The 25,678-nt window shown below is 58.7% G+C and carries 2 protein-coding genes; both read left to right on the top strand.

What is annotated here, in order from left to right:
* Positions 1-487 precede the first annotated feature (487 nt).
* Complete coding sequence (locus EHV07_RS15640; protein WP_147198929.1) at positions 488-19,231, top strand: Ig-like domain-containing protein; 18,744 nt, start codon at positions 488-490, stop codon at positions 19,229-19,231.
* Positions 19,232-19,792: 561 nt separating this feature from the next.
* Entirely contained in the window at positions 19,793-25,657 is a 5,865-nt protein-coding gene (locus tag EHV07_RS15635; RefSeq protein WP_168199639.1) for an Ig-like domain-containing protein, read from the top strand.
* Positions 25,658-25,678 lie beyond the last annotated feature (21 nt).

Raw genomic sequence — 25,678 nt, 5'->3', positions numbered from 1 at the left:
TCTTTTGCCAGATTCCGTGACAGAATATAAATTTTCGCTAAATAAATCCTGACATATCTTATGGACACTCGTCCTTTTTTTACGCTTTCCCTGCGGTTTACTTACAGAATCTTAAAGTTTTTCTTTAAGTTAAATCAAAAGATTACCGCGTATGCAGCCGGGTAACCTGCATCATTTTGGTAATTCGATAAATTATAAGCTACATCATATGATTAATTTTTTTTATCTTTTCGATAAATATTAATCAAGTTATGTATCCGGATATTTCTTACTATCAGAAAAGAAAAATTTAAAAAAGATTAACCATTCAGTTTGGTTTTTTAACTTGTTTTAACAAATTAGCTCCCATTGGGATCGCTTACGCACCGGGTAAAAACCACTCCCTTAACCGGGTCTGGCTATTCATTACTTTGTGCGCAAACCTGAAGTTTTTCTTCACTTTTGCGCGCGAAACACTAATGCATACTTTGGCGCACAAGAGGTTACTATGGCTCAGCTTACTGACGGCAGCGTGGATATTCTTTCTCGCGACGATGGCAGAATCCTTTCACAGGCCGCAGCAGGGAACTCAAATACGGTTCTCCTCAATCAACCCAGCGTAGTTAGAATTCACGGCACCCGGGCGATGGTGAGCGAGTTTGAGCGACAGGGTAACGATCTTATTGTTCACATGCGCGACGGCCAGACCGTCCGCTATCAGCAGTTCTTCTTTGATGACGTCGATGGCGACCACAGCGAGCTGGTTTTCGATGATGGCGTAAATCCTCCTGAACATGCGTTATTCCCTGTTACCAGCGAGTTTGCCGATGCGCAAACGGCCATGGCGATCGCGCCGGAATATGAATCTCTGGGCGGACTCGATCCGCTGTTGCTTGCTGATACCGGGGCGGGAACGGGTGTTATCACCGCTGCGGGTATCGGTGCGCTTGGTCTGGCAGGCCTCGGCATCGGTGCACTGGCAAATGGCGGTGGCGGCGGCGGTGGCGGCGGTGGCGGAACCGCACTGGTCACGCCAACTATCGGTGTGAATACCTTTGCCGGTGATGACATTGTTTCGGCAGCAGAGAAAGGCGTTGCTCAAACGCTGAGCGGCACGACAACGGGCACGGAAGCCGGTAACACCATCACCATCGTGCTCAATGGCGTGACGTATACCACGACCATTGCCGCAGACGGCACCTGGAACGTTACCATTCCAGCAGCCGATCTGGCCGCGCTGCCAACCGGTAACAATACCCTTTCACTGAGCGTGACCAATAACGCAGGCACCACGGCGACCACCAGCGACACGATCGCGGTGGAAGCGAGTACCGTACAACCGGGTGTACCGACCATCGCGATTGCCGCTTTTGCGGGCGATGATGTGCTGAATGCCGCCGAGCAGCAAACGGCGCAAACGGTAAGCGGGACGACGACCAACGTCCAGCAGGGCCAGACCGTTACCGTAACCCTTGGTGGTCAGACTTACACCGCAACCGTGGGTGCAGATGGTACGTGGAGCGTAGCGGTACCGGCTACAGCACTTCAGGCGCTGGCGGCGGGCGCTTCAACGATCGGTGCGACCGTGACGGACACCGCTGGCGTCTCAGCAGATGCGACACACAACTTCACGGTGGAAGCACTGGCAGGCACCCCGGCCATTACCATCGCCGCCTTTGCTGGCGATGACGTACTGGATACCACCGAGCAGCAGGCGGCGCAGACCATCAGCGGGGCAACCGCCAACGTTCCACAGGGGCAAACCGTTACCGTGACCTTAAACGGTCAGACTTACACCGCAACCGTGGGCGCAGATGGTACGTGGAGCGTATCGGTGCCGGCTACTGCACTTCAGGCGCTGGCGGCGGGGACAACCACAATCAATGCCAGCATAACGGATGCCGCAGGCGCAACGGTCACGACTACGCATGATTTTACGGTCGCGGCTGCCGGTGTTCCAACAGTCGCAATTGACGCCTTTGCCGGTGACGACCTGCTGGATGGCGCAGAGAAATTGCAGGAACAGACCCTCAGCGGTACCACCACCAACGTTGAGCAAGGTCAAACCGTTACCGTGACGTTGAATGGCGTCACTTATACCGCTACCGTTGATGCTAACGGTGCGTGGAGCGTCGCGGTACCGGCTACGGCCTTACAGGCGCTGGCGGCGGGAACAGCCACTATTACCGCAGACGTGACCAACGTTGCCGGTACGCCAGCAACGGCGACGCACGATTTCACCGTCGAGTCTTCCGATCTCAGTAGCATTAGTATTAATCAGCTCAGCGGTGATGGTTATCTGAATATCACTGAAGCGCAGTCCGATCTGACTGTTTCCGGTTTTGCCACCGGGATCCCGGCAGGGACGGTAATCCGGTTAACTCTGCATGGGCGTCTTTACAGTACCACCGTCAACGATGATGGCAGCTGGAGCACGACCATTCCCGCGGCAGATCTCCAGGATTTGCCACAGGGTTCGAATTTAGTCATTGCGACTGCGACGCTGGCCGATGGCACGTTGGTACAGAACAGTACGGCCAGCGCGCTTGAGGTCATCACCATTCAGCCGAATGCCAATGTGAACGTGCCGTTTGGCGATGCGGTATTAAACAGTAGCGAAGCGGGTACGGCGCAAACGCTGGCCGGGAACACGGGCGTTACCGGGCCAGGACAAACGATTGTTGCCACGGTTGGCGGCACGGATTATACCGGTACGGTGAATAATGACGGCAGCTGGACCGTTTCCATCCCGCCTGAAGCGCTGCAAGGTTTACCGCAGGGCAGTACTGATATCACGGTCGTGGTCACCGACCCGGCAGGTAACAGCACCACCTCGACCACACCTGTAAACGTTGTCACGGTGGCGCCTGCATCAACTGTTCTGCTGCCGGATGCGCCGCTGAATCAAACGGACGTTACGCAACCGCTCACTATCAGCGGTGTCAGTGACGGCAGTCAAAATATTGCCGTTACGCTGAATGGCATTACCTACACCACCACGGTCAATCCTGACGGCAGCTGGAGCGTGAATATTCCCGCCTCCGATCTGCAACAGATTGCCAGCGGCGATTACCCCGTCACCGTGACAAACACCGACAGCTATGGCAACAGCAATACGCAAACCAGCACGCTTTCGATTGCCACCACGCCACCGACCGCGACGGTTGATACCATTTCTGGCGATGGCTACGTTAACGCCGGGGAATTTGACCTGCCGTTAAACTTCACCGGCACCACTCAGCCAGGCAATACGGTTGTTGTCCGCCTGGACGGCGTGGATCTTGCTGCCACCGTTGATCCAACTACCGGCGCATGGACGGCCGCGTTGACCGATGACATTAAAGCCGCCATTGCGGATGGCACCTATGTTGTCACCGTGGTCACCACTGACGCGGCAGGTAACAGCAGCGAAATCTATTCTTCTGTCACCTTCGCCACGACCCAACCGATTGTTACGGTAAATGCGTTAACAGCTGATGGTATTCTCAACGGCGCAGAGGTGACCGTTGCTCAAACGCTAACCGGTACGGCAACTAACGTGCAGGCAGGCAGAGAAATCACCTTAACGCTGGCCGACGGCTCGACCTTTACCGGCACGGTAGAAGCGGGAGGAGGCTGGAGCATTCTCTTACCGGCGGCCACGCTATCGGCGCTGGCTAACGGCACGCAAAGCTATAGCGTTACCGTGAGTGATGCAGCAGGAAATACCAGCAACACGACCGGCAGTTTTGACGTGGCGGTAGACAACAGCGTTGCCACGCTGGCCGTCGGACCCATCAGCGGCGATAACGCGCTGAACGCCACTGAAGCGCAGTCCGATCTGGTGATCGGCGGGAGCAGCGCCGGTCTGGCAGCAACGACGCCGCTCACTGTTACCTTTAACGGTGTTGACTATACCTCGGTAGTGAATGCCGACGGCACCTGGACCGTTACGGTACCCGCTGCGGCGCTGACGGGGCTGGCTAACGGAAACTACACCGTGGCCGTTACCGGTACCGATGCAGGCAATAATCCTGTGACCAGTGAAAGCCAGCTGGCTGTCCGTACAACTTTCCCGACTCCGGCAGATATCACCCTGAACTCACCTTTCGGCGATGGCGCCCTGAATGCAGCGGAAACAGCGACGCCGCAAACGTTAAGTGGCAACAGCGGTACCACCGCAGCGGATCAGACCGTGACGGTCAATATTGGCGGAGTCGATTACCCGGCAACCGTTAATGCCACCACGGGTGACTGGAGCCTGACGTTACTGCCAGAGGTGCTGCAATCTCTGCCGAACGGCAGCAGCGATATTATCGTTACCGTCACCGACTCGCTTGGCAACACGGTTAACAGTACCACGCCGGTGACGGTGGATACCGCTCCGCCAGCGCTGGACGCAGTAACAGTGGGCGACGGCAGCACCATTAACAGCCAGACGCAAAACCAGCCGCTGGCAGTGAGCGGGACGGCAGAAGCAGGCAGCACCGTCAGTGTGGTGCTGGATGGCGTCACCTATCTCACGGGCGCTGATGACAACGGTAACTGGAGCCTGAACATTTCTCCGTCGACGCTGCAATCGCTGCCGGACGGAAAATATGATGTTACCGTCACCGCAACGGATGCCGCAGGCAACCAGACCAGTTCACTGGTCCCCATCACCATCAGCACTGTTGCGCCGGTAGTGACGGTCGCGCCGGTTTCGGGCGACGGTTATCTGAACGCCGCCGAACATGCCGCCGCGCTGAGCGTTGCCGGTACGGCTGATGCGGGTTCAGCCGTGGTCGTTTCGCTGAACGGCGTCACGTATAACACCGTTTCTGATGCAGCAGGAAACTGGAGCGTTGAGGTTCCTGCCGATGCGGTCAATGCCTTAACCGACGGCACCTACGGCGTTAACGTGCAGGTGACTAACCCGGCAGGAAACAGCAGCAGTACGCTCCAGCCGCTCACCGTTGTGGCGCAGGCCGCTTCCCAGCCGACCATCACCGTAGCCGCCTTCGCGGGGGATAACGTGCTGGACGGTGCCGAAAAAGGACTGAACCAGCTGGTCACAGGCACCACTACCAACGTCGCCGCCGGGCAGCCGGTCACGCTAACGCTAAATGGTCAGCAATATACCGGCACGGTTCAGAGCGATGGCAGCTACAGTATCGAGGTTCCGGCCACCGCTTATTACGCGCTGGCGAACGGGGCACAAAACTATACTGTGGCGGTCAGCGATACGGCAGGGAATCCTGCCACGACGAGCAGCACCTTTACTGTTGATAACACCTTTAGCGCCATCGCTATAGGCATTGTCAGCAATGACAATATGTTGAGCGCAGCCGAAGCGCAAACGCCGCTGGTGATTTCTGGTAGCAGCCGTTTCGTCGCGTTTGGCGCGCGCATTCTGATGCGCTTCAACAGCGTGGATTATGAAACAACCGCCAACGCCGACGGCAGCTGGAGCGTGACCGTACCGGCCAGCGCATTAGCGGGCCTGGCTAACGGCAGCCAGACCATCACCGCCACCGCGACTGATATCAACGGCAACACCATTACCACCACGCAGGCACTGGATTCGGCAGTTACGCCTGATTTCAACCTGACGCTGAATCCGCCGTTTGTTGATGGTTCACTGAACGGCATTGAAGCCACCAGCGATCAGCCACTTTCGGGCAACACGGGCGTAACGGGCACCGGCCAGACCGTCAGCGTGGTGCTGGGCGGCATCACCTACACCGGCACGGTAGATACGGACGGTAACTGGTCAGTATTACTGCCGAATGCGGTGCTTCAGGCATTGCCGCAGGGCAGCAATGACCTGAATATCAGCGTGACCGATCCGTCAGGTAATGCCACCAGCCTGACGACCACCTTTACCGTCGACACGCTGACACCCACCCTGACGCTGGATGCGATCGCGCAGGACAATCGTCTGAATCTGGCTGAGCAAAACCAAACGCTGACGGTGAGCGGCAACGGCGAGGAAGGCGATACCGTTAGCGTACAGCTCAATGGCAATACCTATACCGGCACGGTAACGGGCACCGGCAGCTGGAACATTGATATCCCATCTGCGGCGTTACTGGATCTGGCTGAGGGCAGCTATAACGTGACGGTGAGCGTCACCGATGCCGTGGGCAACGTCAGTACGGTGATCCGTACGCTGGATGTCGATCTGACGCCGCCAGCGGTGACGGTCAACACCGTTTCCGGCGACGGCTATCTTAACGCGGCAGAGAGCAATCAGCCGCTGGTGGTGAGCGGCACGGGTGAGACGGGCAGCACCATTAGCGTGGATTTAAACAACGTCACCTATACCACCGTAGTAGGGGCTAACGGCCAGTGGACGCTGACCGTTCCTAATACGGCGGTTAATGGTCTGGCGGACGGTAGCTATACGCTAAACGTGACGGCCAGCGATCAGGCTGGCAACACCACGGTGACCACCACGCCGCTGACCGTTAGCACCTCGGTTCCGGTAATTAACGTTAACGACGTCACCGACAACAACGTGGTCGACGGTGCGGAACAGCAAACCGACCAGATCATCAGCGGTACAACGACCAACGTTGAAGTGGGTCAGCAAATTACCGTGACGCTGGATGGCGTCGATTACACCACCGCGATCCTTGCCGGCGGCGGCTGGCAGGTGACGATCCCGGCAGCCGCGCTAACGGGACTGGCGAATGGTGCGCAAACCCTCACCGTAAGCGTGACCGATGTGGCAGGCAATAGCAGCAGCGTTGATAAAGCCTTTACCGTCGATAACACGCTGAGCAGCGTTGCCTTCGATCCATTAAGCGCCGATGGTTATCTGAACGCGCAGGAAGCGCAAACCGATCTGTCGGTGACAGGGACAACCACCAACGTTGCCGAAGGCAGCACCGTTACCTTTACCCTCGGCGGCCAGACCTACACCGGCACAGTGGCGGCAGACGGCAGCTGGACGGTGACGGTGCCTGCGGCCGATTTGCAGGCGCTGGCGGAAGGGCCGCAAACGGCCACTGCCAGCGTCACGGCGAACAGCGGTGTGGTCACCAGCGAAAGCACGCTGGACGTGTATATCGATCGCGTGCCGGATCCAACGCTTCAGACGCCATTTACTGACGGCACGCTGACGAACGACGAAGCGGGCATTACGCAAACGCTGAACGGCACCACCGGACAAACGGGCGATGGCCAAACGGTCACGGTCAATATTGGCGGCACAGATTACACCGCCACGGTGAACAGCTCCGGCCTGTGGAGCCTCGATCTTTCTCCGGCCATTCTTCAGGCGCTACCGCAGGGGCAATCCGCTGTAACGGTGACAGTGACTGACGTGGCGGGCAACACCTCTGCTATTACGCCTGCCCCCACCATCACCGTTGCCACCACCTTACCTGCGTTAACGGTCGATCCGCTGGCGGGCGGCGACGGCATCATTAATGCTGATGAGCAGGGAAATCCACTGACAGTCAGTGGGACAGGAACGGCAGGCGATACGGTGAATGCCACCCTGAATGGCGAACAGTACTCCGCTACCGTCAACGATGACGGCAGCTGGACAATCACCGTTCCGGCGGCGGATTTGGCGGCGCTGGCAGATGGTCCTTACGCGTTGCAGCTGAGCGTCACGGACGCCTTCGGCAATACCACTACGCAGAACCTGCCGCTGTCGGTGGATACCGCAACGCCAACCTTTACCGTGGATCCGATTGCGACGGACAACATCATCGATCTGGCTGAACAGGGTCAGGGCGTTGATGTTACCGGTACAGGCACCGCAGGCGATACCATTGCCGTTACGCTGGGAGGCGATACCTTTAATGCCACCGTTGGTGCAGATGGCGTGTGGACGGTAAGCGTGCCGGCTACCACGCTGACCAACCTGACTGAAGGCGACAACACCGTCACCGTGTCGGCCACTTCGGCGGCGGGCAACACCGCCAGCCAGGATACAACCGTTGTACTGGATACCGCGATTGATGTCGGGCTGATCGTCAACACCGTGGCGGGCGATGATATTGTTAACGCGACCGAAGCGGTGCAGGGCTTTAACGTCACGGGCAGCGTGCCGGATGCGACGACCGCCGTGGTGGTAACGTTCAACGGCACAAGCTATCCGGCGACAGTCGGCGCAAACGGGTTGTGGACCGCTGCGATCCCGGCCAGCGCACTGGACGGTCTGGCCGATGGCGATTATCTGGTCTCGGTGACCGCAACGCCAGCAACGGGCGGCGCGATTACCGTACCGGCGACCATCACGCTTGATACCGCTCTGCCAACCTTTACCGTTGCGGCAGTTTCCGGCGATAGCTTCCTGAATACGGCCGAACAAGGGCAGCCTCTGGATATTACCGGGACAGGTACGGCAGGCGACAGCGTGCGCGTCACGCTTAACGGCTCCGTCTACACCGCGACTGTCGATGCCGACGGCAACTGGACAGTCACCGTGCCGGATACGGCGTTAATCGCGCTGACCAACGGGAGCTATCCGCTTAACGTTACCGTCACCGATCCGGCGGGCAATACCGCTACGCAAAGCAGCACGCTGGCGGTCGATCTCACCGCACCGCTGCTCACGGTCAACCCACTGAGCGGCGATAATATCCTCAATGCCGAAGAGCAGTCGCAGCCACTGACGGTTAGCGGTACGGCTGAAAACGGCGCGGCGATTACCGTCACGCTGGAAGGCGTTGACTACACTGCCACTGCCGCCGCCAACGGGCAGTGGTCCGTGGCAATTCCAACGGCCGATCTGCTGGCGTTAACCAACGGCGACTATACGCTCACCGTGACGGCAACGGATGCGGCGGGCAATACCACCACGCAGGACAGTACGCTCACCGTGGTGGCGGACGCCAACACGCTGCCGGTGCTGACGGTGGATAACTTTGCGGGCAACAATATTCTTGATGGTGCAGAACAGCAAGTTAATCAGGAGCTTAGCGGAACCACCACTAACGTACAGCCAGGCCAGCTGGTTAGCGTGACGCTGAATGGCGTGACCTATATCGGCACGGTACAGGCCAGCGGCGCATGGAGCATTACTGTTCCGGCAGCGGACCTGGTTAACCTGCCTTCCGGCAGTACGCAAAGCTATGTGGTTTCCGTAGGCGATGCGGCAGGCAATCCGGCCACGGTATCGGGAAGTTTTGATGTCAACACCGATTTGAGTGCTATCGCACTCGATCCGATCAGCGAAGATGGCTATCTCAATGCCATTGAAGCGCAAAGCGATTTAACCCTCAGTGGCACCGCGTCGAATCTGCCGGAAGGGAATACCGTGACGGTCACGCTGAACGGCGTAGATTACACCGCGACGATTCAAAACGGCGCCTGGAGCCTGGTGGTTCCGGCAGTGGATCTCGCGGCATTACCTGATGGCGTGCAGACAGTGACCGTCAGTGCCACAGACGCCGGTGATAATACGGTGACCAGCGACGCGACGCTCAATGTTGCCATTGCCACACTGCCAACGGCCGTTGCAGCAACGCCATTCACTGACGGAACCCTGAATGCTGACGAAGCGGCGACGGCACAGACGCTGACCGGCACCACGGGCGTCACGGGCGATGGACAAGCCGTGAGCGTGGTGATTAACGGTCAGACCTACACCGGGACGGTGGATGGCGACGGCAACTGGAGCCTGGTGCTGCCAGCCAGCGTGCTGCAATCTCTGCCGCAGGGCGACACCACGGCCCTGGTCACGGTCAGCGATGCGGCTGGCAATACGTCGACCTCGGATCTGACGCTCAGCGTTGATACGCTGCCACCGGCTGTCACGGTGGCGGATATTGCCGGAGACAACACCCTCAATGCGGCTGAACAGGGCAGCGATCTGCCCCTTAGCGGGACGGGTGAAGCGGATTCCGCGATTGTCGTCTCACTCAATGGCGTGAATTACACCGCTACGGTTGGGGGTGACGGCCAGTGGACGTTGACCATTCCGGCTGCCGATTTGGCGAACCTGGCGGATGGCGATTACGTGGTGAATACCACCGCGACCGATCCGGCAGGCAACAGCACGACGGTTGAGTCGCCGCTGACGGTCAAGGCCAGCGCGGCTGGCTTGCCAACTATCAGCGTCGATCCGTTTGCCAGCGACGATACGATCAATGGTGCCGAGCAGCAAACTACGCAATACCTGACGGGTACCACCACTAATGTTGAAGCGGGCCAACAGCTGACGGTAACGCTCAACGGCGTGGCTTACTTTACCCGCGTGCTGGCGAGCGGGGCGTGGCGGGTCGCTATTCCTTCTACAGCGCTCGCTGCACTGGAAGATGGAACCTCGACCTTCAGCATTTCCGTGGCGGATGCGGCAGGCAATCCGGTGACCACCACTCGCGACATCACCGTTGATGCAGGCGCGACCGGTATCAGTATCGATCCGCTCAGCACCGATGGTTATCTGAATGCGGTCGAAGCACAGGATGCGTTAATCGTCACCGGCACAACCGTGAATATTGCACAGGGCACGCCGGTCACTGTCACCTTTAACGGGCAGACCTTTACCGGTGCAGTGGGCGCAGACGGTACCTGGAACGCCATTATTCCAGCCTCTTCTCTGGCAGGCCTGCCGGATGGCGCGGCGACGCTAACCGTTGCGGTGACGGACGCTGGCGGCACGACAATCATCAGCGATGGCACGCTTAATGTGCAGGTTAATCAATTGCCTCTGGCCACTGCCGACGCACCGTTTAATGACGGCGTACTGAACGGCAGCGAAGCGGCAACCGCGCAAACGCTGACCGGCACCACCGGTTTGACCGGCGATGGGCAGATTGTGACGGTCGTCGTCGGTGGCATTACCTATACCGGCGTGGTTGACGCAAACGGCAACTGGAGCGTTAGCGTTCCGGCCGCCGATCTCCAGGCATTACCGCAGGGCGGCAACACGTTGCAGGTTACGGTCGCGGATGCGGCGGGCAATACCAATGTGCTGGGCGTGCCGGTCATCGTGGATACCGTTGCGCCAACCGTGACGCTGAACACCATCGCGGGCGATGGCATAGTGAATGCGGGTGAAGCCGCAGCGGAAATCACCGTTAGCGGCACCAGCACCGATGCGGAAGCGGGCCAGCTGGTTACCGTTTCGCTTGCCGGACAAAACTACACCACGGCGATTGCCGCAGACGGCAGCTGGACGCTTCAGCTCCCGGCGGGCCTGTTGCAGACAGCCGTCGACGGAACGTATCCGTTGACGGCGACCCTCAGCGATGCCGCAGGGAATAGTACCACGGCAACATCGGATATTACGTTGTCGACCGTGTCGCTACAGCCAACGCTGGATACGCCGTTTACCAATAACTATCTGAACACCGCAGAAGCGCAGGCCGACCAAACGCTGAGCGGCACCACCGGTGCGACAGGGGCAGGCCAGACGGTCACGGTGAATATTGGCGGCATTGATTATTCGGCCGCCGTGGATGCGAACGGCGGCTGGACGCTACCGGTGACAGCCGCAACGCTGCAAGCGCTTGGCGAAGGCATTCAGACCGTGACCGTAACCGCTGCGGATGCGCAGGGCAACACCGGCACGGCCTCCACGTCGATTACCGTTGACTACACGGCACCAACGCTAACTGTCGATCCGGTCGCGGGCGACAACATCATCAACGCGGCAGAAAGCTTACAGCCGGTCACCATTGGCGGCACCGCTTCGCTGAGCGAAGTGGGCCAGCTGGTGACTGTCACCTTTAACGGTACCGCCTATCAGCAGACGGTGCAGAACGACGGCAGTTGGCTGATCAATCTGCCGTCCAACGTGGTGCAGGGGCTGGCGGATGGCGCTTATCCGGTCACCGTGAGCCTGACCGACAGCGCAGGTAACGTCTCGACTCAGGATCTGACGGTCACCGTTGATGCTGCTGCGGCAAGTTTGCCAGTGATTACGCTGGATGCCGTAACGGGCGATAACTACATTAATCAGATCGAAGCCGGACAGGATCTGATCGTCACGGGTAATGTCACGAACGTCACTGAGGGACAGACCGTCACGGTGACTCTCAACAGCCTGACGTACACGACACTGGTGCAGGCAGATGGAACATGGAGCGCGACAATCCCGGCTGCTGACCTCGCCACGCTGCCTGATGGCGCACAGAATATCAGTGCCGCAGTTGCCGATGCGGCGGGTAATCCGGCGAGCGTTACCAGCCAAATTACCGTCATTGCTCAGGCCGCCGATCTGCCTGCCATCACTATCAATCCGATTACCAGCGATGACGTCGTCAATAATCAGGAAGCGCAGGACGATCTGCAAATTAGCGGAACCAGCCAGCGTATTCCTGCTGGCGATACCGTCACGGTCACGATGAATGGGAATGCCTATGTGGCAACAGTAGATGCCGATGGCAACTGGACCACGACCGTTCCGGCGGCTGATGTGCAGGCGTTGTCGCAGGGAACCAACACCGTAACGGCCAGCGGGAATGACGTGGCGGGCAACGTCGCCACCTCTACCGTTGATTTCACCGTCGATACGGTGCTGCCAGTGCTGAGTGTCGCTACCAGCGCCGGTGTCGACAACGTGCTGAACGTTTCTGAAGCGGAAGCCGGGCTGGTGGTCAGCGGCACTACCGACGCCGGACTGCCTGTTACCGTCACGTTGAACAACAAAACCTATTCCGCGACGGCAGCCGCCGACGGGACATGGAGTCTGACCATCGACAGCGGCGATTTGCTGGCGCTGGCGGACGGGCAGACACCGCTAACCGTCGCGGTAACGGATGCCAGCGGCAATACCGCCACCAGTGACCTCAGCCTGGGTGTGGCCATCAATGCTCTGCCAACGCTGACGCTGGATACGCCGTTTACCGATGGTCTGGTCAACGCGGCAGAAGCAGGAGCCGATCAGATTCTGACCGGTAGCGCGACCAACCTTGCTGAAGGCACGGCCATTACCGTTACCGTTGAAGGGCTGACTTTTGCCGGTGTGGTAAACGCGGACGGCACCTGGAGCACAACCATCCCGGCAGGTTCGTTGACCGGTCTGGGAGACGGCGCTTATCAGCTTGCCATTACCACCACCGATGCAGCCGGAAACCCGGCCAGTGCCAGCGGCAGTATCGAACTGCTGGTTGCGCCGCTGCCGGCCATTACCATCGCAACGCCATTTGTTGATGGGCTGTTGAATGCCACCGAAGCGGGTGTCGATCAGCTTATCAACGGCAATACGGGGATTACCGGAGCGGGCCAGACGGTTACGCTAAACATTGACGGTAACGACATTACGGCCACCGTAGACGAAAGCGGTGTCTGGAGCGCTACGCTAACGCCAACGCTGGCCGCAACGCTGGGCAACGGCGACCATACTATTACGGTTAACGTTGCCGACCGCGCGGGTAATACCAGCACCGATTCGCTGGTCTATACCGCCATCGTCACCGGACTGCCTGATCCAACGCTGGTTCAGCCATTTACCGATGGCGTACTGAATGCGGCAGAAGCAGCCGCGGGCGGCACGCTGGATGGCACCACCGGCATTACCGGCGCACAAACTGTCACCGTGGACATTAACGGCACGGCCTATACGCCAGTGGTTGATCCTGCCACCGGCGCATGGAGTCTCGATTTACCGGCGGGCACGCTGACTACGCTGCCGGACGGCACCTTGCCGATTACCGTTACGGTAACGGATGCCGTCGGCAATGTGGCCTCGGCTACCGATAATCTGGTTGTCGCGGTAAATACGCTGCCTGCCACCACCATCGATCTGCCCTTTGGCGATGGCCAGCTCAACGTGGCGGAAGCAGCCATCACCCAGACGGTTAGCGGCAACACCGGCATCACCGGTGCCGGTCAAACGGTAGCGGTGACTATTGATGGCGGCGCACCGCTAACGGCAACGGTTAATGCCAACGGTAACTGGACGCTGGATCTGACCACTGACCAGCTAACGGCACTGAGCGATGGCACCCATACCTTTGCCGTTACCGCCACGGACAGCGCGGGCAATGCCAGTACGGCCACCCTTGATTTCAATGCCTTGCTGACGCTGCCACAGCCTACCGTTGACGGACCGCTGTTTACCGACGGCTTCCTGAATATTGCCGAGGCGGGCGCGGCGATTACCCTGACCGGGACAACCGGCGTTACCGGCGCGAACCAGGGCGTTCAGCTGCAAATTGACCTGGACGGTATTGTCTATACCGGAACGGTTGCGGCAGACGGAACCTGGGCGGTGCCGCTGCCTGCCGGCGCGTTAAATAGCCTCGACGATGGCGCGCACAGCGTTAACGTGACGGTCATCGATGCCGCAGGTAACACCAATACCAGCAGTCTGGATTTCACCTCTCTGCTGACGCCGCCAGTCCCTGCGCTGGCCGTGCCGTTCGATAACAGCTATATGAACGGTGACGATGTGGCAGCAGGCGCTGCGCTAACGGGAACCACTGGCGTGGCGGGCGATGGACAGACCGTCATCGTCACCATCGGAGCCACTAACTATCCGGCAACGGTTGCCACCAACGGCGCATGGACGCTGGATCTCAATACGGCGCAGCTCAACGCGCTGGGCGAAGGATTGCAGAACGTCACGGTTGTGGCGACCGATGCGGCAGGTAACTCGGCAACGGTAGCGGGCAGCTTCACGGTTGATACGATTGCGCCAGTGGTTAACATCGATCCGTTCACCGGAGATAATGCGCTGGATTACGCTGAAAGTCTCACCACGCAGCTGCTGACCGGGACATCAACCGGAGCCAGTGAAGGACAGATCGTCACGGTAACGATAGGTACCGCATCCGTTGAGGGCGTGGTAGCGGCTGACGGCAGCTGGTCAGTGAACCTGACGCCAGTGCAGCTGGCGCAGCTCGGGACGACAGGCGATACCGGTACTATTACCGCCTCGATCGCTGATATTGCGGGCAATGCCGGTACGGCTACCACCGACGTAACTGTCGATCTCACCCCACCTCCGACGCCGCTGCTCTCGCTGAATCCAATTTCTGGCGACAACGTTGTTAACAGCACTGACGGCGCGACGCTAACGGTGAGCGGGACCTTCGCCAATCTGCCGACCACCGGCGGCGCGGTAACGGGCACCGTAGCGGTGACCATTAATGGTGTGGCGCAAGCGGCAACATCTGCCGTTGTCACCGCTGACGGCATCTGGACCATTACCGTTCCTAACACCACGGCGAATATTGCGGAAGGCACGGCAACGGTCACGGCAACCCTGACCACCGATCAGGGCACGACGCTCACCTCCTCCAGTCAGGTACTGGTGGATCGCATTGTGCCAACCGTCACCGTCAACACCTTTGCCGGTGACGATGTGCTGAACAACAGTGAAGCGGCCACCTCGCAAACCATCACCGGTACCGCCTCGGTCAGCGAAGCGGGCAGGGCAGTGACCGTCACGCTGAATGCGAAAACCTACACGGCGTTCGTGCAGGGCGACGGCAGCTGGTCTACCACCGTTGGCGCAGGCGATTTGCAGGCGCTGGCACAGTCCGGCCAGACCATTAGCGCGACCCTGACCGATGCGGCAGGCAACGTGGGCACCACGACGCACGACTTCACGGTTGATACCGGCGCGCCGCTGATTCAGGTGGATGCGCTCCTGGGTGACAACCTGCTGAACGCGACGGATATCCTGACAACCCAGGTGTTAACCGGTACGGCATCGGGCGCGGAAGGACAGACTATCGGCCTGTATGTCGGCGACAGTTCGCCAATCGCCACGGCGATAGTCAATGCCGATGGCACCTTTAGTCTGGATCTGACGCCTGAAGTGTTAGGCAGCCTGACGGATGGTGCTCTGGTGTTTGGCCTGCGCGTCAGTGATGCTGCGGGCAACGCCACCGATGCGACGTTAACGGTGAATAAGGTGGTTAACGCTGCGCTGAATCTGGTGGTGGATACGGTCTTTGGCGATGGCTTCCTGAATGCGGCGGATACCGCAGTTGCGCAGACGATTACCGGCGTGGCCAGCTCGGCAGGCGTTGGGGCAACCGTCTCGCTGACGCTGGGTGGAACGACCGTTAGCGCCGCAGTGGGTCAGGATGGCCGTTTTGCGCTGGTGGTGCCGCCAAGCCTGCTGGGCTTGTTAAGCGATGGCAATACCTCGCTGAATCTGGTGCTGACCGATGCGGCGGGCAATACCCGCACCGTCGGTGAAACGGTTACGGCTATCCTGGAAGCACCGGTGATTAACGCGATTACCGGCCTGTTTGGCGGCGACAACCTGCTGAACATTGCTGAAGCGGCAGTAGCGCAAACCATCGGCGGCACCATTAACGGTACAACCGGCTCAACCGTGACCGTGACGCTGGGCAGCAAGTCTTATCAGACCACGTTGCAGGCGGGCGGTGCATGGAGCATCAGCGTTCCGGCACTGGATCTGGCCGCACTAACCACCGGCAACCAGACGCTGGGCGTTACCGTTGTGGATCCGGCAGGGAACGTTTCTTCCACCTCAACCACGCTCGGCATCTTTACCGCTCAGCCAACGATTACCCTCAGCCCAATCTTTGGCGATGGCATCCTGAACGTTGCAGATGCGCTGGTTAATCAGACCATTAGCGGCACGGTCAATAACGTGGCGGCAGGCAGTATTGTCACCCTGACGCTGGGCAATGCCAGTGTCCAGGCGACCGTTGGACAAAACGGCACCTTCACCGCGACCGTCACACCAGCCATTCTCAGCACGCTGACCGACGGTAATCTGACCGTAGGCGCGAGCGTAACGGATGCGGCAGGCAACACCGCTACCGCGTCGAGTGCGCTGCTGACGAAACTCACGGCACCGGTGGTCAGTATTGCCCAGCTGTTTGGCGACGGCTTGCTGAATCTGGCGGATGCCGCGCTGGGGCAAAACGTTACCGGGACGATCACCGGGGCAGAAGCCGGTTCTCGTGTGGTTGTCACCGTAGCCGGTACACAGTTTGTAACGACCACGGCCGCGAACGGCGCGTTTAGCGTGGCGCTAACCCCGGCCATCCTTAAAGGACTGGCGGATGGCAATCTGACGGTGGGCGTCAGCGTTACGGATGCGGCGGGTAACACCAGCAGCGCCACGGCGGGGGCAATCGTGGGTGTGCATACGCTGCCTGCGGTAACGCTGAATCCGCTGTTTGGCGACGGCGTGCTTAACCTGGCTGAATCGCTGGTAACGCAGACGATCTCCGGTACGGCAACCAACGTCGCTGCGGGCTCAACCGTCACCATTGCGCTGGGAAATACCACGGTAACGGCAGTTGTCGGCCAAAACGGTGCCTATAGTGCGCAGGTTTCCCCGGCTATTCTTAGCACCCTGCTGGACGGCAACCTGACGGCCAGCGTCTCGGTCACCGATGCGGTAGGTAACGTTGCCAGCACAAGCGCTGGGTTAAAAGTGGGTATTCACACCACACCAACGCTGACGGTGAATACCGTGTTCGGTGACAGCGTGCTCAGCGCCAACGACCTCAGCACCGTGCAGACCATTAGCGGTACCGCCAGGAACGTGGCGGCGGGTTCAATCGTGACCGTGACGCTGAATAACGTCACTTACACCGCCACGGTGAACAGCAGCGGCGGCTGGACGCTGAACGTACCTAAAGCTGATTTGAGCGCGCTGCCAAATACCGTGCTGACGGTAAACGCTTCGGTGACGGACAGTCTTTATGGCAACACGGCAACCAACACCGGCACGCTGATCAATATTGCTCAGACTCCGCCATCCGTCACCATCTCCAGCATCTTTGGCGATGGCCTGCTGAATGCAGTGGATGCAACCGCGGCTCAAACCATCAACGGCACAACCACCAATGCGGAAGGTTCAATCCTTACCGTGCGGGTGGGAACGGCGACGTTAACGACGACGGTGGGTGCTAACGGGACCTGGAGCGTTTCCGTACCGGCTGCCACGCTGGCGGCGCTGGCCGATGGCACCAGCACCGTGACGGCCAGCGTAACGAACTACGTCGGCAATACCGGTTCTGGCACCGATACGGTGGTGATTAAAACCCATACGCTGCCGACGGTTGCAATCACCAACAGCACGGTATTCGGCGGCGATCACTACCTGAACCTTAGCGAAGCCAACGTTGCGGAAACCATCAGCGGTACCTCCACCAACGCGGTAGGCAGCACGGTTTCGGTTAACGTGGCGGGCAATGTTTATACCACCACGGTAGGCAGCAACGGGGCATGGAGTATTACCATCCCTTCCGCCACGCTGCGATCTCTTGCTGACGGCAGCTACACCATTAATGCAACGGTCACTGATACGGTCGGTAACACCTCGACCGGCAGTAATACCTTTACAGCGAAAACCAATAACCTGCCGATTGTGGGTGTCGATCCGGTGCTGAGCCTGGTCAGCGTGCTGGTCAACGGACTGACGATCTCCGGCGGCACGCTAAATCTGGCACAGGGCACCACCGTCAACGTTACGCTAAATGGCACCACGCAAACCGCAACGCTGGATGCGTTAGGGCGTTACAGCACCAAATTTACCGGTGGGCTGTTAACCACCTTAAGCCTTAACTCAATTGTCACCGTAACGGCCGTAGACGTGGCGGGTAACCCGGCGAACACCAGCACGACGCTGTTACTGGGTTCACTGTTGCCAACAACGACGACCTCGGCCGTGGCCGCGACCACCCTGTTGGCAGTTGCAGCAGATGATGCAACCGCGGTGGCCGCCGCTGATAACAGCGATACCACGACGGCGCAGGCAGCGACGGCCGCACGGGTGGCGACAACCTCGGAAACCAGCGACACGGATTCGTCAACCGTTGCCAGTACCACTTCTGACTCAACAACGACGACGGACGACACCACCACCACCGCCACTGCGGCAACGTCGGATGACAGCGGCTACACCATCGGCGGCCTGGTGATCGCCTTCGCGGATGGCCACACCGCAGAGGGCGCTTCCGTTACCGGCGGAACCGGCGACGATACTATCACGCTGAATACCACCAACTTTACGCACATCGACGGAGGAGCAGGCACCGATACGCTGGTGCTGAACGGGGAAAATATGACGCTGGATCTCACCTCGCTGGGGCTGAAGGTCGAGCATATCGAAGTGATCAACCTGGGCAGCAGCGGTACCAACAGCATTAAGCTGGATCTCAACGAGGCGCTGAATATCACCGACAGTCAGAGCAACGATTTGGTGATTAAAGGGGTGACAGGAGACCAGGTCACGCTGGCCAACGGAGATGGCGGCGTCTGGGCAACCACCGCGCAGCGCACGGTAGACGGGCAGGTTTATGACGTTTATCACAACTCGGCGCTGGCTTCGACCAACACGCTCGGGGACGTGCTGATCCAGCACGCGCTTCAGGTTCACGTTGTGTAACAAAGACTTTCTCTGCGCGGGGGGTGAAATTCCCGCGCAGGGCGTCTAAAGTTAAGAGGAAATTATCAATAGCGAGACGGTGACAGTTTCAAACCTAAAATCAGACCGACAAAATAAGCGTTAAATTTAAGTAAAGTGACTTCAGAAACATTAATGATAAAAAAAGCTGTTCTGGATCAATTTCCAGAATTTAGCCAATAGAAAAGTGCGTACGCGAGGATTAGCTTATCCATCTCCAGCGTTGCGCGCTTAACCTCATCTGCCGATAAGTGGTTGAGGTTAATAGTGGTAAATTGGGCTGACGCTCGGGTTCTTGCAAAGAGTGGTACTGTTTTTACTGGCTGAATCAGTCCGTATGCGTCAGGCACTGAGCACTTTTGTTTTTGGCTACAATTTTAACCATTATCCTTGTTACGGATTATTTTTCAATCCGATGAGCACCGGGTCAGGCTCGGCTCCGTTTTCGGCGCTGGCCAACGTATGTCTGCAAGAAAATAAAGCAAAGCTTTACTTTTCTGCGGCATCACTTTACTTATTTATTCGGTGCACAAGGGGATGTCCATGGCGTATTCAGGCGAAGGCCACGTCGATATTTTATCGCGGGCGAGCGGCAAATCGCTGGCTCAACTTTCAGCAGGCAATTCACACAGTTTTTTCCTAACCCAGCCCAGCGTTATTTCGCTACAGGGCACCCCTTCGCTGGTGGCGTCTTATCAACAGCAAGGCCAGGATTTGATCCTGCATATGCGGGATGGCAGCACCGTGCGCTATCAGCACTTCTTTACGGTGATGGATGGCGAACAGAGTGAACTGGTATTTCAGGAAGGCGGGCAGTCGCTTCAGCAGGCATTGTTTGCTTCTGAGTTACAAACCGATCCGCAAGCGATTGTTGCCCTGACGCCCGGCTATGAGTCACTGGAAAATGTTGACGCGCTGATGGCTTCGGCTTCAACGCCTGCCGCAGAAGCCAGCAATCCAGTGACGGCAGTGGGACTGGGCGTGCTTGGGCTGATTGGCGCAGGGGCCGGCGTCGCTGCGGCCAGCGGCGGTAGCGGCGGGGGTAACGACGCGTCCGGGCAAACGGCGGCTAACAGCACCGCTTCAGCTGACGCTGCCGTCTCTTCAGAAACTGCCGCGACCGCAACAGTCAGTGATGCCATAGCCAGCGACGCAACGGCAGCAACCACAGCCGAGTCAGCAATCCCTGATACAGCCGATGCCGGCGCAACGGCCACCGCCGCCGCACCTTCACTGACGGTCAACAGCTTTACCGGCGACGGCGTGGTCTCGGCGGATGAAAAACTGTCGGCGCAAACGCTGAGCGGCACCACACAAAACCTGGCAGCGGGCAGCCCCCTCACCATCAGTTTGAATGGGAAAACCTACACCACCGAACTGGCGCAGGACGGGAGCTGGAATGTAGCGATCCCGGCGGCCGATCTGCAACTGCTGCCACCGGGCAGCAACCAAATCAGCATCAGCTTTGCCAATGAGGCGGGCGGCACCACCACGGCCAGCAAGACGATTACCGTGGAAGCGTCCGAGGCACCGGCCGATGCGCCGCTACCCAATGCCACCATTGACACGCCGTTTGGCGATGGCCTGATGAATGAAAACGAGCATTATGCGGAATACACGCTGACCGGCACCACCGGCGTGGCGGGCACCAGCCAGCAGGTTGCACTGACTATCGATGGCGTCAGCTACACAGGCACCGTAGACAGCGAAGGCAACTGGCGCGTGCCGCTGTCGCTGGATGCCATGCGCGAAGCCGCATTCAGTGAAGGCGGCCACGATATTTCAGTGATTGTCACCGATCCCTGGGGACGAACCGCAACGACCACCAGCAGCTTTACCGTTGATACGCTGCATCCACCCGTTACAATCAATACGCTTTCAAATGATAACCTGATTGATGCCAGCGAAATCAACCAACCGCTGGTGATCTCCGGCACGGGCGAAGCGGGCAGTGCGCTCACCGTGACATTTAATGGCGAAAGCTATACGCCCGCCGTCGGTGAAGACGGAACCTGGCAGTTTACCGTCCCGGCCAGCACCCTGCAAAACCTGAGCGAAGGCAGCTATGTGGTTGCCGCCAGCGTGACGGATGAAGCAGGTAATGCCAGCTACAGCAGTCAGACGTTACAGGTTTACGCCTCAGAAGCCTTGCCCGGCCTGACGTTTAACACCATTTCTGGCGACGATGCGGTGAGCTATCGGGAAGGGATTTACGGCGTCGAAATTACCGGCACCAGTACCCATCTGGCTTCCGGTACGCAAATCGTCCTGACGCTGGATGGCAAAACCTGGACCGGCGGCGTTTATAACAACGGCTGGACGGTACAGCTCAGCGACACCGACCTGGCCGCCATTACCGACGGCAACTACAGCGTGACGGTCAGTGCCACCGACGTCAACGGCAACAGCACCAGCGCCACTCACGATTTGCTGTTAATCACTCACTACGGCAGCAGCAACCCGGTCGTCACCCCCAACGAAGTGACGCTCGCCGATGCTGTCGAACGCGATGGCCAGACCTGGTACACGCTTACCGGCACCCTGTCAGGCAGCCTTCCGATCCAAATGTTTGCCGTGCAGAGCAGCGAAATGAGCTGGCGGGATGGCGCGATCGGCGAAAACGGGCAGTGGAGCGTTGAGGTAAATTCTTACGATCTGGGATCGGGCATTGGCAGCAACACGCTACTTTTCGGCGTGCAGGACGGTGCCGGAAACTGGTTCGAGCAAGTCATTTCAGTAAGTTACGATCTGGAAACGCCAGTCGAATCCGGCAGTAACGCAGGAACCACCACGCCCGCAGAAGACAATCCCACGGACGGTGACAGCGCGTCTGCGGATAACCCAACCGGTGGCGACACGACGCCTGTTGATAACAGCGCCGATACGCCTGCGGCGACAACCGGATCGCCTTCGCTGGCGGTAAACAGCTTTACCGGCGACGGTGTAGTCTCGGCCGGGGAGAAACTGTCGGCGCAAACGCTGAGCGGCATCACGCATAATTTGGCGGCAGGAAGCACGCTGACCATCAGCCTCAATGGTAAAACGTACACGACCGCGCTGGCTCAGGACGGCAGCTGGAATGTGGAAATTCCGGCGGCGGATTTACAGTTATTGCCTGTTGGCAGCAATCGTATCAGCATCAGCTTTGCTAACGGCGTTGGCGGCACGACGACCGCCAGTAAAACCATTAGCGTGGAGGCATCCGAAGCCCCGGCCGATGCGCCGCTGCCGCACGCCACCATTGATGCGCCATTTGGCGACGGCTGGCTGAACAGTGACGAACATTACCAGGCTTATACGCTGACCGGCTCGACCGGCGTCACCGGCGTCAGCCAGCAGATCGCGTTAACTATTGATGGGGTCAGCTACAGTGGCACGGTCGACGGTGACGGCATCTGGAGCGTACCGCTTTCGCTCAACGCGATGATGAACAGTAACTATGAGGATGGCGAGCATACCGTCGCCGTTACGGTAACGGATGCCTGGGGCCGGACAGATACTGCGACCACGACCTTTATAGCTGATGCCCGTGCTCCCTCTGTTTTTCTGAATAATGTCTCTGGCGACAATTTGATTGATGCCGGTGAAATCAATGAACCGCTGGTTATTTCCGGGACGGGTGACGCGGGAGCCGCGCTGACCGTCACTTTCAATGGTGAAAGTTGGAACAGTACCATTGGCGAAGACGGGCAGTGGCAGTTTACCGTCCCGGCCAGCACCATTCAGACGCTGGCGGAAGGAAGCTATGTTGTTGAAGCCAGGGTCAGTGACGAGGCGGGCAACAGCTATTCGACGGGTAAAAGCGTACAGGTTTATGCCGCAGACACCCTGCCTGAACTCACGATTAACCCCATTTCCGGGGATGATGCTGTTAACTACCGCGAAGGGATTTATGGCGTCGAAATCACCGGCACCAGCGCGCATCTGCCAACCGGCACCATGATTGAACTGACCATAGACGGCAAAACCTGGACCGGCGGCGTTTATGGCAACAATAGCTGGTCTGTACAGCTAAGCGATACCGATCTCGCCAGCCTTACCGACGGAACTTATACCGTGGCGGTCAGGGCCACGGATGCAAATGGTAACAGTACCAGTACCAGCCGCGATCTGTTGTTGATTACCCATTACAACAGCAGCAATCCGGTAGTCACGGTGAATGACGTGACACAGGCTGATGCGGTTTATCACGATGGCCAGCTCTGGTATAAGGTCAGCGGCACCGCAGAAGGCACATTCCCTGTTTCTCTCTTCTCTATTCATGGCAGCGATAAAGGCTGGTTTGATGGCGTTATTAATGAAGATGGCAGCTGGAGCGTAGACGTTCGTGCGTATGAGTTGGGCAGCGTGGAGTTTGGCATTCAGGATCGGGCGGGAAACTGGTTTGAGCAGACGATTTACGTTAACACGCCCGATGCTCCCTCACTCAGCGTCGTCGCGGATTCTGCTGTTGCCGTGCTGGTTGCCGATAATCCTGTCGACAGCACGGCAACAACGCTCTCCACAGCGGCGACCATCGCCACCGCTGCCGACAGCATCACCGCTGAAGCCACCGCGGCGGCAGCGGCAACCGCAACGCCAAAACCGACGATTACCACGCCGTTCGTTGATTACTGGTTAAACGTGCAGGAAAGAAGCCACGATGAGACCCTGAGCGGCACTACCGGCATCACCGGCAGCGGCCAGTCGGTAGTGGTAAAAATTGGCAGTACAACCTATCAGGCAACGGTAACGGAAGGGGGCAGCTGGACGCTGCTTCTGACCCCGGCCCAGATGGCGGCCAGCAATTTTGTCGACGGCAGGCACTGGGCTCACGTTACCGTGACCAACGCCGAAGGCGAGACCGGCACCACCTGCGCCACTTTTGTGACCGACAGCGTGATGCCGCATGTCACCCTCAGCGAGCTGGCGGATGGCAACCGCATCAACGCCAGTGACATCACCGATCCGCTGGTGCTCAGCGGCACCGGCGATGTGGGTAATATCGTGACGTTAACGCTGGGAGCCGCCACATGGCAAATCACGGTAGCGGCCAACGGCACCTGGCAGGCCAGCATGTCGGCGGCGGAAGTTCAGGCGATGGCACCTGGCGACTACACCCTGTCGGCAACCATCGCCAGCAGATCGGGCAATGCCAGCAGCACTTCACTTGACGTCAGTGTTTACACCACCGACGCGCTGCCGACGCTGACTATTGATATTGTCGGCACCGATGACGCCATCAACATCAGCGAAGGCGTCTACGGCATGGCAGTCACCGGAACCAGTACGCATCTGGCTTCTGGCAGCCGCGTAGAATTAACGCTGGATGGTCAAACCTATTCAGGCTACGTCAATGGCAACAGCTGGAGCGTGCAGATTGACGATAATGCCCTGAAAGCCGTGGCGGACGGATACTACACCTTTACGGTGGCCGCCACCGATGCCGACGGTAACAGCACCAGCGCCAGCCGCGACGTCTGGCTGTTGACCCATCCCCGCACCAGTAATCCAACCGTTACCGCCAACGAAATCACCGCGGCCGACGCCATCTATCACGACAGCGTGCTCTATTACACCGTCAGCGGCACCATGGCGGCCATTTTCCCGCTTACGCTGGTCGCGCTAAAAAGCGACATCATGCAGACCTACTACACGGCTACCGTTTCGGAAGACGGCAGCTGGACAGTAGATATCCCGGCAAATGAGCTTCAGAACGGTTTTAACACGCTAACGTTTGGCGTGCTGGACATTGCTGAAAACTGGGAAGAGCAGCAGGTGGGCTTTGTCACCACGCTGAGTACGGCGAGCCTCACCACGCCGGACGGAACGGAGACTGCGGCTACCGCCACGCTTGCAGAAGATAACCCAACCGATGGCGAAACGGTTTCCGGTACGGATAACGGCCTGGCCACGGCGACGGAGAGCAATGACAGCGTGACGGATAGCAGCCTGGCGGAAAACAGCCTGAACGGAGAAAGCATCAGCGGCAGCGCCAACATTATCGGCACGGCAAGTGACGATACTTTCCGGCTCTCCTCGCTTGACTTCAGTCACCTCGATGGCGGTGCAGGTCACGACACATTGCTCCTGAGCGGTTCGCATCTGACGCTGGATTTTGCTTCGCTGGGCTTGCAGGTCAGCAGTATTGAAACCCTCGATCTCGGCACGACAGGAACCAACAGCCTGACGCTGGGCAAAACCGACCTGTTGCAGCTGACGGATAACGGCAGCGAAACGCTAACCATCAAAGGGGTTGAGGGCAATACGGTAAACCTGAGCACCACGGAAGGCGGTGTCTGGAGCGATGTTGGCCATCGCACGGTTGACGGTCAGCAGTACGATATTTACCACAACTCATCGGCCAGCTATCAAGGCATGCTGGCCGATGTATTAATTCAACACAACTTACAGGTACAGACAGCCTGACTCGGGTGGCGCGGGGCGGGC

The sequence above is a fragment of the Pantoea sp. CCBC3-3-1 genome (assembly GCF_007981265.1).
Taxonomy (GTDB): domain Bacteria; phylum Pseudomonadota; class Gammaproteobacteria; order Enterobacterales; family Enterobacteriaceae; genus Erwinia.
This window is presented reverse-complemented; position numbering and strand designations above follow the sequence as displayed.

Bases quoted from the DNA above. Each gene is read 5' to 3' on its own strand.
- EHV07_RS15635 (WP_168199639.1), top strand. From the start codon at position 19,793: ATGGCGTATTCAGGCGAAGGCCACGTCGATATTTTATCGCGGGCGAGC.
- EHV07_RS15640 (WP_147198929.1), top strand. From the start codon at position 488: ATGGCTCAGCTTACTGACGGCAGCGTGGATATTCTTTCTCGCGACGAT.